Here is a 16,224-nt window from a genome sequence, read left to right on the forward strand (position 1 = left end):
ACTGAATCGGAATCTAGGTTATATGCTAAATTTGAGATTCAGTCCCAGGATATCGGCAGGACTCCATTGACCGCTTCGTTTCAGTTCCTGCCAGACGTAATAGGCATCTACTTTGAAAAGATCGAACTCAAGCAAATGTAAGCCGCCATAAACACGAGCCAAATACAATCGCTCATCATTGAGCTTGGTAAACAACTCCTCACCAACATAAGGCCTGGGACACCCATGAAAAGAAGGAAAATGAATAAAGATGTTGTGGTAATAACGAAAATGCGCCTTTCCCTTGCTAAACGCACGGTACTCAAGTCGGTTAGTACTTTTACAGTTGACTTTTCCAAATTTGAAATGAACACCGGTCACCAGCTGAGGTCGGTATTCCAAAATATTGCCAGATTCCTTCCCGATCTCCGCTCCACGAAAAGCAAGTCCCAGGTTAAGCCACTGATTCATCCGCCGCGAAACGGCCAAATCGAAATAGGTAAAATCTCTAAATTGATCATTTATCCGATAATGAACTTTGGCTTTCATATTGAAACTGTAAAGCTCATTCATTTTCAAACTCGCACTAGTTGTCTGCCACACATAAAAATCACGTTCCTCTTGAGCAAAAAGCGATTGACAACTCAATAAAAATAACAAAAAAACAATCAGTGATTTATACATTCTATCTCCCCTTCATTTTCAGCCGGCAAAGATAGGCTTTCGTTTAAAATTAGATATATTCGTGAGTAAAATTCACTTCAAGCTTAATACTATGAAAACAATCATACGAATCCGGCTTCTGCTTTTAATCTCCCTGATTTCCGCACTGTCAACTCTGGCACAACCAGTTAAATCGTTAACACAACTCGCAAACAAAAAGGCAGATCTTGAGCAAATTGCTTCCGGTTTTTCCTTTACCGAAGGTCCGGCCGTCAATTCGAAAGGTGAAGTTTATTTTACCGACCAGCCTAATAATAAGATTTACCTGTGGAATGAAAAGGATGAAATAAAAGTCTTCCCGGTAGATGGCGAGCGGGCCAACGGACTGTACTTTGATCAGGATGGACTATTATTGGCCTGCGCGGACTATCGCAATAAACTGATCAGCATTGATCAGCAGGGCAACAAAACCGTATTGGCCGACAATTTTGAGGGCAAGCATTTAAATGGTCCCAATGATTTATGGATTCACCCCAGTGGCGCGATTTACATCACCGATAGTTACTACCATCGCCCGTGGTGGCCCGAAGGACAGCTACAAGTGCAGAATGAACGTGCCGTATACTGCGTCCATCCCGATAGCCAAATTACGCGAGTAGCTGCTGCTTATAAAATGCCTAACGGAATCATTGGAACACCTGATGGAAAGACCTTATACGTGGCCGACATCCAAGATGAAAAGATCTGGCAATATACGATTCTGGAAGATGGCAGCTTGGGCAACAAAACCTTCTTTGCTCCCGAAGGCTCCGATGGCATGACCATCGACAAGCAAGGCAATGTTTATCTGACCAACAAGGCCGTGTCGGTCTATTCCAGCCAAGGTGCAAAACTGAGAGTCATCGAGGTTCCGGAGCGGCCTTCGAATGTTTGCTTTGGCGGAAAAAAAAGAAAAACATTGTTCATCACAGCCCGCACATCTATTTATAAACTTGCGATGACTGTGAAGGGAGTAAAATAAACAAAAACGTATTTATTCTTAATGGGGGAGGTACCCAAGCATTGTACGGTCAGGATTTCAAACAAACTACGCTCCTTTATTAAAACATAAAAAAGTTAAAACCACAATAATAATTTCAAATCAAAAAATAATCTCATAACTTCACATTGTTAAACTAAGCCACTTATCAAAAACAGATAAGAATACATAACGAATAATGAAAAAACAACTGCACATCAAACTAATTTCGCCTTTAGCAGAAGAAGCTCTTGAGAACCTAGCAGACAAAAATTATATTGAAATTATTCTTCCGAAAGCTAGAAAGAAAGCTCAATCACTAAAAGAAATTAAGGCAAAAGAAGAAAAGCCCAGGGAGCCTCTTAACTTCGCTAAAGAATCGAATGAAGAGCTTCTTCAACGTCTGAAAAGCGGAAGATTTGGCAGCACCTCCATTGTTCAGGCCAGGAAGATTATCGACACGACCCGTAACAACAATGATCAATCGCAGAATAAAGATTAACGATAAGAATTAAAATACAATTTAGCCGCTACGACTTATACACCCGAGTAAATCGTTCCGCTTCTAAATAGCAAACTTCCCAGGCAAACCTACCCTCACGATATCATCTTTAGCAACAACCACATGAAGTACAAAATGCTCGTTCATGTATCGAAAAGGCCTTTTCATGGCTTAATACGTGCAGTTCATGAAATAAACAAATTTATATTAATGGCTATTGGTTTAATTTACTAATTTTGTATCGACTAAATTCAAAACCAAACTCAGTGAGTATCACATTACTATCAAACATCATCCTAAGCTTTATCCTAACCTATGTTGCCATACCCCCTATTGTAAAGGTTTCAAAAGCTAAAAATTTAATGGATGTGCCCGACCAACGCAAGTTGAACAAAACTGTTATCCCAACCTTGGGAGGCGTTGCCCTTTTTATCGGAGTAAACATTAGCACGCTCATTTTTCTGCCTAACATCATGTTAACAGAACTACGTTTCCTTTACGCCGCCATCATCATGATGTTTTTTATCGGTTTAAAGGATGATTTGCTCATTATTTCCGCCCGGAAAAAATTCATGGTACAAATTGCAGCCTCCACACTGCTGGTAGTTCTTGGAGGTTTCCGAATTACTCAAGCATACGGGCTAGCAGGTATCAGCGAACTCAGCCCTTGGGTGAGTATTCCCTTGTCAATCGTAGTCTTGTTGTATTTAATTAACGCGATCAACTTAATCGATGGAATCGATGGACTGGCTGCCGGAATTGGCGTTGTGGTAAGTGCTACACTTGGAGTCTGGTTTTACATGACCGGCTTTATGGGCTATGCCATCATCTGTACAGCACTTGCAGCCAGCCTACTGGCGTACATGCGATTCAACCTTTGGGGAAATACCAATAAACTATTTATGGGCGATACCGGCTCGCTTATTTTGGGCGTTCTACTGGGAGCTATCGTTATTAAGTTCAATGAACTGAATGTGCTTACTGCGGCGCCTTTTTACTTCCAGCAGGCTCCGTTGTTTGTTGTGGCTCTGTTAATTGTTCCAATTACCGATACACTTCGGGTATTTGCCGTGCGCATATACAATAAGAAATCGCCGTTTGCCCCCGACAACAACCACATTCACCACTTACTGATCAAAGCCGGCCTGTCGCACATTGCAGCCACTTGTTTTCTTGTTGGGTACACAATCATGTTCGCTCTATTTGCCTTAACTGCACAAATGTATATCGATATTTCCATCAACTTTGTCCTTCTACTGGCAATGAGCTTTTCTGCTGTGGGGTGGATCAATTACAAGTCAAAACAATACCAAAAGACTCAGAATAAAGATACTGAAAGTGAATCGACCAAAGTTATTCGTCTCTTGCCAATCGGCTCAAAAGTAAATGAAGGACCAATCAGGTTTCGTAGGAAAAACTCTTAAGAAAGCTTGCCGGGCAAAGTTCTTAATACAACAACAATTCAATATGGAATAGCTTAAAGGAGACCATCAAAAGTCTCCTTTTTTGCAGTCCAATAATTCGATCAAGGAATATTTGAGATAGAAGAGATAGTCTAAGTCTTATTTACAGAATGATATCATTGATATGAAATAAGCAATCTCCGACGACCGCCTATTGTTTTTCTTATTCAGGAAAGCCAACAATAAACAAATGCCTAGGATGATAGCTATTCAGTGTAAGCCGGAATCTGGCTATCGAAACAATCTGTTAACAGAAAATAATCGAGGCTGAACGAATGTTTATTAACAAAAATTCATAAATTAGAAATCAATTCAAAAAGTTATCTAAAAAAACGCATCCGCCATGAAGAATGAAGATAAACTAATTCAGATTTATACCGGAAGTCAGGTTTCAGTTGTTATACTGAAAGCCAAACTGGAAGATCTCGGCATTCCGGCCATTATTCGCAACGATTTTCAATCAGGAATTGCTGCCGGCTTTGGAGTAAGCACGCCTAACGCCGTTGACTTATATATCAAGGAAAGCGACTTGGAGCAAGCCGAACCGATTCTTCAGAATTTCAAGGAATAGCAGCCAATAACACGTCAATAAAAAGTCAAATAGCTCAAATAAACTCTTATGAATAAACAGCCAATCGACAAACTCATGCATGTGCTTCTGATCTTATCGGCAATCACCATCTTACTTGGAGCCCTATTCAAATTGCAACACTACCCCTACGGAAGCGAACTTGTATACTTGGGACTGATCGCGAATTTCGTGATTGCCAGCCTGGAAATCAACCGCCTGAAAAAGATCATCAAAAAACTGCGGGAAGGACAAAAAACCGAGGAAGAGACAGAGCCGAAGCTTTAAGATTTTAGTTGCCACCTAAGAGCCAGAAGCTGGACTACTCCAGTTTCTTAGCTTCTTCCCAATAGAAGTCCATTTCGGCCAGGGGCATGTTTTTCAGGTCTTTTCCCTTTTTCAGCGTCTTACTTTCGAGATAATTAAAACGGTTGATAAATTTCAGGTTGGTGCGCTCAAGGGCGGCCTCCGGATCAACCCCATAAAGCCGGGCGGCATTGACCATGGCAAAAAACAAATCGCCAAATTCGGCTTCTATTTTATCGCGGTTATTGGCTGTCAATTCATCTTGCAACTCATTCACCTCTTCTTTCACCTTGTCCCACACCTGCTCCGGATGTTCCCAGTCGAAACCCACGCCACTGGCCTTTTCTTGTATCCGGTTGGCTTTAACCAAGGCCGGAAGTGAAGCTGGAACCCCTTCTAGTACGGTTTTCTTTTTGCGCCCTTTTTCTTTCAGCTTTAAGCTTTCCCAGTTTTGCTCAACCTGACGGGCATTTGTTACATCTACCTCACCATAAATGTGCGGATGCCGGTAAATCAGCTTTTCATTCAGACTGTTGATCACATCAGCAATATCAAAAGCTTTTTTTTCCTCGCCAATTTTAGCGTAAAACACAATGTGTAGCAACACATCGCCCAGCTCTTTCTTGATTTCCTGAAGGTCGGCCTGTAAAATAGCATCGCCCAACTCGTAAGTTTCTTCAATCGTCAGTTTGCGTAACGATTCAAAGGATTGTTCCCGATCCCAAGGACATTTTTCCCTGAGTTCATCCATAATTTCCAACAACCTCCCAAAAGCTTCTAGTTTTTTATTCATGCGTCTGCGCCTTTCATTTTGAATGATCAAAATTACAATCTTTCCTTTAAAAACATGATGCTGTTCCTCTTTTGAAAGAATTTGAACCGTTGCAGTACCCAAATGACAGGTTGAACGTTCTTGTTCCAGTAAGAATAAAAAATCCAGTAATTATTGATCAGGTTTGAAATTACGACCAGTCAGCATAACGATTGATGTGTGGCATACTTCATAGCTCCATATTCAGGACTGTACGTCCTTTCAATTTTCCACCGAGCATTAAGTCAATTTTATCATTGAGCTCATTCAAGCTGATCTCGGTACAAGTATTGGCTAAATCATCCGGTTTCCAGTCGTTTGCCAATTTATTCCACACCTGCTCCCGATAGCGCATCGGATAGTTTTGAGAATCGATTCCAATCAAAGTTACCCCCCTCAAAATGAAAGGAAACACCGTTAGCTCAAGTTTTGGCGAAGCCACATTACCACAGCAAGTGACCACCCCCATTGAATTTGTTGATTTTATAATATTCTCCAAAATAATGCCGCCCACAGTGTCTACCGCTCCGGCATAAACAGGTTTTAAAAGCGGTTTATTCGCTATAGCTTCAAAATCGCTTCGCATGATAATCGTATCTGCTCCCAGATTCATTAAAAAATCTCGCTCTGTCTCTTTTCCTGTGATGGCCGCTATTCGATATCCCAGTTTATTCAGAATGGAAATGCTTAAAGCGCCCACACCTCCAGTGGCGCCCGAAACAATGATTTCGCCATCCTCCGGCTTGATTGTTTCAGTGAGTCTTAATACCGACATCCCAGCTGTCAAACCAGCTGTTCCAATAATCATTGACTCTTTCATACTCAGTTTTTCGGGTAACTCAACCGCCCAATATTCAGGAACGCTGATCAATTCGCTAAAACCGCCATCGGTATTCATTCCCAAATCGTAACTGGTTACAATTACTTTATCATGCTCTTTGAATCGATCCGATTTCGACGACACCACCGTGCCAACCGCATCAATACCGGGCGTGTGTGGATATTTCCGGGTAACACCTTTATTACCGCTCGCCGAAAGCGCATCTTTATAATTCAGCGAAGAATAGTGAACTTTAATCAGCAAATCGCCTTCTGGTAAGTCACTTACTAACTTTGATTTTATCTCTCGCCTAAAAGCTCCATCCACTTCCTCAACGACCAATGCTTTAAATGTTGATTGCCTATTCATGATTCTTATATTTATCGTTTTAAGTAACTTTACGGCAAAGTTCGATGAAAATATACAGACCGACAAGAACTCACACCAAGTACGCTTACGAACATTTCGTACCATTTTATTCTGCCACAGCATATTGAAATAAAAAATAAATGAAAAAAAGTTATTGCCCGATAGATACATTCATCAATACAATTAAGGGAAAAAGAAAAGGAACCATTATTCTGCATCTGTTTCAGGGGAAGAAGCGATACAGTGAATTGGTAAAGCTTTTGCCGGACATCAGTGAGCGCATGCTCACCAAACAACTTAAAGAGCTGGAGTACGATGGCTTGATTAGCCGAACGGTATTTCCGGAAGTTCCGCCTCGCGTAGAATATAGCTTAACTGCACTTGGTGAAAAAATACAACCTGCTTTAAAGGGAATGTACAAGGGAGGTTTGCTTTTTGAAAAGAGCATCGATAAGGACAGTGACTAATTCCCATGGTCCCTACAGAATGGCCCACCATTTCAGAAACTGTGTAAATGAATGCCTCCGGATATTGATAAAACCTATCTTTGCCGGTGTCTAAAAAAGCAAAGCCATGAGTAATGCAGTATCTCGTATTTTGTTGAAACATAATGAGCGTATTATCGCAGCTCGCAGTTTGAAGGCGCGTCCGGCTATTTTTGTTGATCCACCGACAAGCTTACATCCTGAATTACGAAATTGGATGACACAAAACGGATACGAAAAACTCTATTCGCATCAGGGCGAGATGTTCGAAAAAGCGTATGCAGGTAAAAGTGTCGTGATTACAACCGGAACTGCCAGCGGAAAGTCTTTGTCGTTTTACTTGCCCGTGGTGCAACGAATCCTCGAAAATCCATCGCGCCGAGCTATTTTTATTTATCCAACCAAAGCCTTAACCAAAGACCAGTACCGAAACATCAAAGAGTTTGTGGCTTTCTTTGGCGAGAATAGAATACAAGCAGGTGTTTACGATGGCGATACTCCACCCAATGAGCGTAGCCGAATTCGCGAGCAGGCCAACATCATTCTCACTAATCCCGACATGATTAATGCGGGCTTTTTGCCCAACCATAACAAATATGGGTTCCCACATATTTTTGCCAATCTCGACACCATTGTGATCGATGAGCTGCATGCCTATCGTGGTGCGTTTGGTTCGCATGTTTCCAATGTATTTCGAAGGTTACTACGGATTTGCGACTACCATGGCAATCAACCCCGCTTTTTGTGTAGTTCGGCAACCATTGCCAATCCGCAGGAACTGGCGGAAAATATTTGCCACACACCCTTTGAGCTGATCGATCAGGATGGATCACCTTCGCCAGCCAAACACATCCATTTCTTTCAGCCTGAATATTTAGAAAAAGCGCAACGCAAAAAAGCGGTTACCGAAGAGCTCAAAGTGATTCTGCCACAGTTGGTATTGTCGGGCGTTCGCTCCATAACCTTTTGTCAATCGCGTCGCGAAACAGAGATTGTGACCAAAGAGAGTCGCGATATTTTGGCTTCCGACCCCATGGAATATGGCATTAACATGTCTAATAAACTATCGGCCTATCGTGGAGGTTATACGCCTGTAGAACGAACTAAAATTGAAACAGACCTGTTTGAAGGGGCTCTGCTGGGAGTCGTTTCAACCAATGCGCTCGAGCTGGGAATTGACATCGGAAGTCTGGATGCAGTCGTGATGGGGGGATTCCCCGGAACACGCGCCAGTTTTTGGCAACAGCTCGGTCGGGCAGGAAGAAACGGTTCAGAGGCTCATGCCATTGTCATGCTCAAAGAAAAGCCGCTGGATCAATACGTAGGGAAACATCCAGACTGGCTATTACACGCCGATTCAGAAAATGCAATCATCGATCGCGACAATCTCTATATCCAGTTGGCTCATATTCGGGCAGCCTCGGCCGAATTGCCACTAACCATTGACGACGTGGCTTCGTTTCTCGACCTGGGCGAGATTATCCCCTTGCTGCAGAGAGAAGGAGAATTGGTAGAACAAAATAACACGTACCAATGGAGTGGAGATATTTCACCCGCCCATGAAATTAGCTTGCGTAACATTACGGGCGACACCATAAAAATTGTCGATGTTGAAAAAGAGGAAACAGTAACGGTTGTTGATCTGATTCAGGCTAAAAAAGAGTTCTATCCGGGAGCCATTTATTTGCACGACAGTGTGCAGTATAAATCGATCCGGTTGGATCTGGAGACCAAAACCGCTTTCATCAAAAAAGTCCATTCAAATTATTATACAGAACCGCACAAGCCGGGCAATATTGCCATTTTAATGGAGCATGAACAGATCAAAGAGCAGCGACTCAACCGGTACTTTGGCGATGTTCGGGTAACAGTTTTAATCACCGGCTTTAAGATGGTGGAATTCAATACACATCAGAATTTGGGGTTCACTGATTTGTCAGAGATCTTAAAAACAAAAATGGAAACCGAGGCCTGTTGGATCGAGATCCCCGAGAATGTGGTGCGTACCTTTGTGGCAACAGGCAAAGCACCATCGCTGGAGCAAGGCGCTCCCGATGGTAAAGCTCCAAGGTTCGATTACACCGAAGGCTTGGTGCATTGCATTAAAGCCGCTGCTTCGATGCGCGTAATGGCTACCGATAGCGACTTGGAAGGTTCTACTCTTTCGTTTGTTGATATGAAAACCAAGCGAACCAGGTATGCGGTTGTATTGTACGATGGCTATCCCGGCGGATTGGGGTTCTCTGAAAAAGTGTTTGATTACATCGATCAGATTATTCAGAATGCTGGAGTTTTAGTGAAGAGTTGTAGTTGCAAGAAGGGCTGCCCCGTTTGCGTAGGCGACCATCGGATTGATAAAAACTTAATTCTTTGGGCACTTCGTAATTTCTACAAGGAACTAAAATCTCCTCTTGCAGGAGTTGATGAGAAACACTTGAACCGTCCGCAAGAATCAGCTCTACCTAAAATGAAGTGGGAAGAGCTTAAGTCCAACTGGGACGTGTTGTTGGATCGTTTCAATAAAGAAGATCGCTTTGGTGCTAAGTTTCTAAAAGAGGTAACTCGATTAGAGCAATCGGCAGAAACGGTCGTTTTATTCCTTCCGCCAGGCATTTTGAAGATAGCAAACAATGAAACCGTGATAAAAGGCTTGAAAAAAGAATTATCGGTAGTGGTCGAGGCTCCCGTTTCGTACACTTTAAGCTTACGGGCTGCCAGTGAAACAGACCTGCGAAAAGAGCTGAAAATTCGCAGGATGATGGGCGGTCAAAAAGAGGCTTAAGCGCTGCTTGCAATTTTTTGCAGCAATACGTCAGCAAACGCTTTGGAGAAGGATTTTTCTCCCACAGCGTCGAAATGACAAATCAGTTCCTTGTCCTCAACCGCAATCACTTTGCCGGGACCGTACTTTTTGTGTTGCACCAACATGTCCTTCTTCCAAAGGTCGGACTCGTGCTCTGCCGAAACGGTTTCAGCAACACCGGCAGCCGAAACGCTTCGCTTCAGCAGAGTCTCAGGAATGGCATTCAGAAAATAAGAAGGTTTTGGTTCGACATGACGCAGCGTGGGCTGCGCGTGCCAGCCAATCTCAACTTGGTTTTTTCCCCGGGTTATTGCAACAAACAAAAGGCGCTTCTCTTCTTTCAAATTTTCACTTCCGCGCTGGTGGCGGGCTAAAGGAATGATCCCGGTATTTACCCCAGCCAGGTACACCCGATCAAACTCCAGGCCTTTCGACGCATGAATTGTTAGCAAGTGCACGCCTCCGCCCTTTTCCTTAATCCGGTCGTTAATCTGAAACGATCCTTCCAGCACAACCTGATCGATGGCCACTTGAAAGATTGAAGTTGCATCTCCCCACCCCTGCTCTTTCCGATAGCGCATCAGTTGCTCCCAAGCTTCTGTTATATCAGCCAGGTATTCCGCATGATGAATTGAAGTGGGCTTCAAAATGGAGCGAATCTCCAAAAAATCGATGAGTTGCTCTGCCGAGGCATCGGTCTCAGGCAGAAATTCGTCTTTAAAACGTTCCAGTTGATCTAGCAGCCGAATGTGGGCTGTTGCCCGCTGCTTTAGCGTGGAAAGGTAATCACGCAGTGCTTGCGAAACAGAAGTTTCCGTATTCCGTTCCCGAAGGGTCTGAATCAGCTTTTTGCTGCGTTTACATGCTCCAAAACTGGGGTCGCAAATCAAGGCCAAACAAGCATCAAAATCATTCGGATTGATGGACACTTTAAAAATTCGAAGTAAAAACGCCTGCGCCGGGTTTTCGTGCAATTCGCTTCGTTTTACCAACTGGTACGGAATAACAGCTTGCTCCAGTACCGTTTCCACAATTTTGATTTGTTGATGAGTGCGAAACAAAACAGCAACCGTATCCAAGGCAACCTGTTGCTTTTGCAGGCTAAGCAGCTTCTCCCGCAGATAAAAGGCTTCCTGATGATCATCAAAATGACGGATAATTTCGATAGGAGTTCCACTTTGGCGGGTGGCAATCAGGCTTCCCTGGTTACGCTGAAGCAAGGCTTCTGCTGCCGAAAGAATGGTTCCCGTACTCCGGTAATTCTGCGGAAGCTCCATCCAAACAGCTTCCCATTTGGGGTGCATTTCCTGAAACAGATATTCCCTGCTCCCTCGCCAGCCATAGATGCTTTGGTTTTGATCGCCCACCACAAACAACTGAGCATCGTTGCCTTTTAACAACTCAATCAACTGAAGTTGTTCTGCATTGCAATCCTGAAACTCATCCACCACAATCCACTTGGGTTGAATGCACTGCTGTTTCTTCATTAAGGTGTTGCACAAGCTTATTAAATCATCGAAGTCCATGGTGTTGGTGCGGCGCTTCTCTTGCTCTGCCAAGAGTGACAATTCAGCAAAATCATCCTCATACTTCATATTGCCCATGGTTGTTTCACCATTCTGGTGGAACTTCCGCCAACGTTTTGCCAACTTGTTTTGATATTTAATCTCCAGGTTTTCCTGAACAATCAAGCGTTCCAGAAAGGCCTGTTTTTCCGACTCATCCATGATCATAAAACCGGGCTTAAAACCCACTTCATGCAACAGAGGATGTTCCTGCAAAAGCTGACGGGCCACCGCGTGAAAGGTGCCAAAGTAAAGCAATTGCTCGTTCATGCCTGCATCCACTTCACCCAGAAAAACAGCAATTCGCTCCTTTATTTCGCGGGCAGCCTTGTTGGTAAATGTCAATACCACAATCTGATCAAAAGGAACTTGTTCAACAAAATGAAGGAAGAAGATTTTAGCAATCAGAACCGTGGTTTTTCCACTGCCCACCATAGCTGACAGAAGGACATTTGGGGCCCGATGAAACACAGCATGCCGCTGATGTTTATTGAGGCGTTCGAAGGTGTATCCCAGTTTGGCATTAATTTTACGAATCCGTTCAATCTCCTGTTTGTAATCAGAAACAGGCTCACTGATAACAGGTGTAAACGTTGGCTGCATGCCCGTTACATCTGCTTCAAAAGCCTTGGCAAGCTCGTCAAAACTATCCTGGCGGGCACCTTTTAGTTGCGAACGAAGACGCTTATAACGCATAAACTAATGATTAAAGCCACAAATGTAGAGCAATATTTTAGCTCACAAAATAAAGAGACCCGCAGCCAAGTATTTATTCGTGGAGTTGACTGCTGGTAACGAAAGCCATACACCAACAACCAACTCCACCAAAAAAACAGTTGTACCAAAATCGATTATAGTCCAAAACCAGGCACCTGTCCGATTCTATTTTTCATCCCAAAAAGAGCCTTCCACTTTCATCTGTTCTTCAAAGCGCTCTAATTCGGTTAACAGCTCCGCAACTTTTTCGGGATGCTCGTTGGCCACATCGATTCTTTCGCCCAAGTCCTTTTCAACCTGAAACAACAATGGAGTCTCTCGCGACGCCGTAAAACCATAGTTATTTTTAGTTTGCGAGCCAATGCGAATGTGCAATTTCCACGGGCCTTTCCGGATAGCAGAAGCCTGATTGTCGGCGTAGGAGTAGATAAAATTAAATTTGTCGGGCTGACTGGTATATTTTTCAGGCATCAGTATCGAACAAATGTCTCGTCCGTCAATGGTGCGGTCCTGAGGCAAGTCAACACCAGCAATTGCGAAAATTGTTGGCAATATGTCCAAGGTGCTGATTGGTGTTTGCTCGTTACGATTTCCTTTGATTTTGGCGGGCCAGCTGATAATACCGGGTACGCGATGTCCGCCCTCCCAGGTTGAACCTTTACCATCGCGAAAAGGAGTGGCATAGCCAACCTGCAAACGCGTATCGCCATACTTCGATTCAGACTTATCACTGAAAAGAATCCACGGTCCATTGTCCGAAGAAAAAATAATAATGGTATTGTCGCTCACACCAACCTCCTCTAAGGTTTGACAAACTGCGCCAATTGCTGCATCAAGTTCCTCCATCACGTCGCCAAGCGTTCCATTGCGCGAAATTCCTTTAAACTTGTCACTAACAAAAAGCCCCAGGTGTGGCATATTATAGGGGATATAGGCAAAAAACGGATGCTCCTTATTTCGTTTAATAAAGTCGATGGCAGCTTTTGTACAAACCCCTGTCAATGACTCCGAGGCTTTTACATCCGATGGCAGGTTTTCAGCAATCAAATCATATCCGGAAATTGGATTATTCCCCTGTGGATCACTCTTCAGAAGCATGGAATTACTGTAATCGTGCGACACATTGGTTCCAATCCACTCGTCAAAACCATGCGCCAGCGGCAAGGTTTCCTGCGAAAACCCATTCCCCTCATTCGGCGATCCCAAATGCCACTTGCCGAACATGCCGGTTTTATACCCAACTGACTTCAGGCCCTCGGCCAGCGTAATCTCTTTTTCATGGATATGCCTTTTTGATCCCGGGCCAATTACCCAGGAGCCTAATCCCGACCGCCCGGGATAACGTCCGGTCATCAACGAATAACGCGATGCGGAACAGGCTGCTGTGCCCACATAAAACTGCGTGAAGTTGATGCCATTCTCCTTCAGCTTTGAAATATTGGGTGTTTTTATAGTTGGGTTTCCGTTATGGGCAAAATCTCCGTACCCGCTGTCGTCAAGATAGAACAAAACTACATTGGGCTTGGTGTTCTCCTCAATTTCCGGATTACTACAGGCCCCTCCTAAAGCGAGCAGGAAGATTCCTAAAAATTTAAACTGTGTGATTTTCATGATGTACTACGTATAAAACTGATTTATTTTTTGAGCTGCGTGTCTGTAAAGACCACCATTTGCTTAGTTAACAATCACTTCGTCAGCAAAGATCCATACCGGCAAGCCAGCAGCATTGTGCCATACCGGAGCTTTACTTACGTTTTTGGCGACAAGCTTAACATAGCGGGCCTGTGTTTCCGGGAAACTGGCTTTAAAGTACTCCATGTCGTTTCGTTTGCTTTCCTTGCTGATTGGCTTTTGAGTTGAAACAGTTTGAAGTTTCCGGAAGTTCTTGTTGTCGTTTGCAACAGAGAAAGTCACCCATTCCGGGAAGAATACAATGTGGTTGGTTACCTGCAGGAAGCCAACAGAAATGTTGCTGAAGCTCCTGGCTTCTCCTAAGTCAATCACCACTGACATATCGTTCCCTTCAAAGCCCAGCCAGTTTGCATAGAAGTTACTACCGCCAAAAGCTCCATCTGTAAGAACTTGGGGATTTTCATCGGCGTATTTCTTTGGTTGTGTGAGTAGCTGCACTTTTGCTCCTCGTGCCAGATTTGGTTGCGCCGCGCGTTCCAATGTTTGCTCAAATGAGCTTAAGTATTCTTCTACCGTATAACCCATTTCATTCATCAGGCTAATGTTGGCCTGTTGGCTGCTGGATGCAAAACGCTTGAGCCGCGTTTGTACATCAGGCGAGATGTTTCCGTTTGCCAGTAGCTGGTAATCCGGCGACATGCCATTTCGGGCCATCTCGAGTTGCGCATAGTCGGTACTGATTCGCGCGGTTCGTACCCGTTGTAAAACGGCTGGTTTGTTAGCAACAGCTGCCTCTGCCTCATCAAAAAAGGCATTGTATTGTTTGAGCAGCTCAGGCGATAGGAAGGATTGAAAAGCTTGGGCTGGATCACCATACAAGTAAAGAAAGAAATCAGGATCGCTTTCGAGCGATGAATGAACCAAATCGATGTATTTTTTTATGGCGGGTCCGGCTTCATCGTAATAACCCTGCACAAATTCGACCATAATGGCCTCTACATCCTGATCAGGATTCCATAGGAGTTTGGCGGTTAAATATGACCGTAATTCAAACAGCTCACTCGGATGATGGCTATGTTGCTCAAAAATCCATTTTGCATGATTATCTCTGAAAAACTGAATATTGGGCTGCAGGGTGCGCATATTGGGGAAGGGTGCCAGAAAGTTGGTAAACTGGGTGGTGTAATCCCAAATGCGAATGTTGTCGGTCAGCCGCTTCCAGCCAACAAGGTCTTCGGCAAAATCGCTGCATTTCTCTTCGATGGGAGCACTCCGGTCACATTCAATAGAGCAAAGGGTTACCAGCACATTATCAAGTGGTTTGGTTTTACAAGGTTGCCGGGTGTATTGATAAGCTAAGGTTGAAATGGTTTTATCCGGAAATGCCTGCGCCACGGAATTGACAAAATGAATCATGCTGCCGCTGGGCGAACCTTCTTCCTCATCAATCTTTTGACAGTTCTCGCATTGACAATGCTGAGTATTGTCATTTTGACTCACGGAAATCACGTGGGCATCAGGGTACCTTTCAAACCACTCCTGCACGGAGTCGATGACGATTTCTAGCACTTCCGGATTCGTTAAACACAATTGGGTAGGTAGCCGCTTTGTGCCGCGTAAGGCATAGTATTCGGGATGTTTGTCGTAGAAACTAAGCTCTGGAACAAAGCGGTGAAAAGTATGAACCCGGCCTTCAGGAACATAGCCCGGAAAAGCTCCTGTGGTTACTTTTTGGTGATCAGCAAACGCATGGTCTTCGTAAAACAAGCGTGAATGGACCGTTCGGGTGGTAATTTCGGGCGTGTACACGTAATTGACCGGAAAAGTCAAAGCGATGGTTGAATTGGATGGCACCTGCTCAACAGTTGGCGAGAACCACCGACAGCCCACATACTTTTCAAGAAACTCATAAACGGAATAGCCAGTACTTTGCGCATCGCCTCCCGAGATCAGCAGGTTCTTACCTTCGGTTTGAATGGCAATGGAATAAGCCTGCGGTAAGCCCGTGTCAGTAAAGACTAAAATAGCAGGTTTGGAAGGATCTGCTGCAGTTTCCATCACAATGGGAAGCTTGACGCTTGACGCTTGTTCGAGATAATGCTGAAGTTGTTGAGCCGCTTTCTGGCATGCCTGATCGTTAATCCGGATTTCATAATCGGATCGACCATTTTTGATGATGGTCAGTTCATTTTTTGAGGTACAAGCCCCCAAAGTAGCTAAGGTTAGCAGGATTAAGAGTAGTTTTTTCATACGAATTTGTTTTTGTGATCAATGAATCGTTCATGCCGTTAGAGAACTCCCCATGCTTGAGTTTCGTACAACGAAGTTAGAAAAAATATCAGGATGCCCGAACCTTAAACACGATAGGATAAAGGGGTTCAATTCCTTTTTTGCAAAAAAAATGAAGTCGCTGGATAAACTTCCTGCATCAGATATCTGCCGGATTCGCTTGTGAAATGCCAAAGCATTTTAAACCTCCGGGCGCTGAGTATTAAGCATTCATTATGAACCCAGGAAAGTGGC

Annotated in this window: 13 protein-coding genes; 7 read left to right on the forward strand and 6 right to left on the reverse strand. The window is 43.9% G+C overall.

Annotated features, from left to right (window positions below; translation table 11 throughout):
- Window positions 1-18: 18 nt before the first annotated feature.
- The gene (locus ACUNWA_RS04210; protein WP_445590631.1) at window positions 19-663 is read right to left on the reverse strand and encodes a DUF2490 domain-containing protein; all 645 of its coding nucleotides are present in this window, start codon (window positions 661-663) and stop codon (window positions 19-21) included.
- Window positions 664-754: 91 nt separating this feature from the next.
- On the opposite strand from ACUNWA_RS04210, the gene ACUNWA_RS04215 reads away from it, so the two are divergent.
- From ACUNWA_RS04215 to ACUNWA_RS04235, 5 genes are all read left to right on the forward strand, one after another.
- Entirely contained in the window at window positions 755-1,663 is a 909-nt protein-coding gene (locus ACUNWA_RS04215; protein ID WP_445590632.1) for an SMP-30/gluconolactonase/LRE family protein, read from the forward strand.
- Between the two features lie 196 nt (window positions 1,664-1,859).
- Window positions 1,860-2,162, forward strand: coding sequence for a hypothetical protein (locus tag ACUNWA_RS04220; RefSeq protein ID WP_445590633.1), 303 nt, complete (start codon window positions 1,860-1,862; stop codon window positions 2,160-2,162).
- Window positions 2,163-2,428: 266 nt separating this feature from the next.
- Window positions 2,429-3,586 carry a glycosyltransferase family 4 protein gene (locus tag ACUNWA_RS04225; protein ID WP_445590634.1) on the forward strand — a complete coding sequence of 386 codons (1,158 nt, stop codon included), beginning with the start codon at window positions 2,429-2,431 and terminating at the stop codon, window positions 3,584-3,586.
- Window positions 3,587-3,968: 382 nt separating this feature from the next.
- The gene (locus tag ACUNWA_RS04230) at window positions 3,969-4,196 is read left to right on the forward strand and encodes a putative signal transducing protein (protein WP_445590635.1); all 228 of its coding nucleotides are present in this window, start codon (window positions 3,969-3,971) and stop codon (window positions 4,194-4,196) included.
- A gap of 48 nt (window positions 4,197-4,244) precedes the next feature.
- Window positions 4,245-4,481, forward strand: coding sequence for a GldL-related protein (locus ACUNWA_RS04235; protein ID WP_445590636.1), 237 nt, complete (start codon window positions 4,245-4,247; stop codon window positions 4,479-4,481).
- 34 nt (window positions 4,482-4,515) lie between these two features.
- Here the strand turns inward: ACUNWA_RS04235 and mazG are convergent, their stop codons facing one another.
- Window positions 4,516-5,292, reverse strand: a complete 777-nt coding sequence (gene mazG, locus ACUNWA_RS04240; RefSeq protein ID WP_445590637.1) for a nucleoside triphosphate pyrophosphohydrolase — start codon at window positions 5,290-5,292, stop codon at window positions 4,516-4,518.
- A gap of 208 nt (window positions 5,293-5,500) precedes the next feature.
- Window positions 5,501-6,499: a YhdH/YhfP family quinone oxidoreductase gene (locus ACUNWA_RS04245; RefSeq protein WP_445590638.1), complete on the reverse strand. Its 999-nt coding sequence runs from the start codon at window positions 6,497-6,499 to the stop codon at window positions 5,501-5,503.
- A 140-nt stretch (window positions 6,500-6,639) separates the two neighbouring features.
- On the opposite strand from ACUNWA_RS04245, the gene ACUNWA_RS04250 reads away from it, so the two are divergent.
- The gene (locus ACUNWA_RS04250; RefSeq protein WP_445590639.1) at window positions 6,640-6,966 is read left to right on the forward strand and encodes a winged helix-turn-helix transcriptional regulator; all 327 of its coding nucleotides are present in this window, start codon (window positions 6,640-6,642) and stop codon (window positions 6,964-6,966) included.
- Window positions 6,967-7,072: 106 nt separating this feature from the next.
- Complete coding sequence (locus tag ACUNWA_RS04255; protein ID WP_445590640.1) at window positions 7,073-9,766, forward strand: DEAD/DEAH box helicase; 2,694 nt, start codon at window positions 7,073-7,075, stop codon at window positions 9,764-9,766.
- Here ACUNWA_RS04255 and ACUNWA_RS04260 read toward each other — a convergent pair.
- The 3 genes from ACUNWA_RS04260 to ACUNWA_RS04270 form a co-directional block, all read right to left on the reverse strand.
- Window positions 9,763-12,048, reverse strand: coding sequence for an ATP-dependent helicase (locus ACUNWA_RS04260; protein WP_445590641.1), 2,286 nt, complete (start codon window positions 12,046-12,048; stop codon window positions 9,763-9,765). The genes ACUNWA_RS04255 and ACUNWA_RS04260 overlap by 4 nt on opposite strands.
- A 186-nt stretch (window positions 12,049-12,234) precedes the next feature.
- Complete coding sequence (locus tag ACUNWA_RS04265; protein WP_445590642.1) at window positions 12,235-13,680, reverse strand: sulfatase family protein; 1,446 nt, start codon at window positions 13,678-13,680, stop codon at window positions 12,235-12,237.
- Between the two features lie 63 nt (window positions 13,681-13,743).
- Window positions 13,744-15,951: a DUF4838 domain-containing protein gene (locus ACUNWA_RS04270; RefSeq protein ID WP_445590643.1), complete on the reverse strand. Its 2,208-nt coding sequence runs from the start codon at window positions 15,949-15,951 to the stop codon at window positions 13,744-13,746.
- Between the last annotated feature and the right edge of the window lie 273 nt (window positions 15,952-16,224).

The organism is Sunxiuqinia sp. sy24 (genome assembly GCF_052677165.1).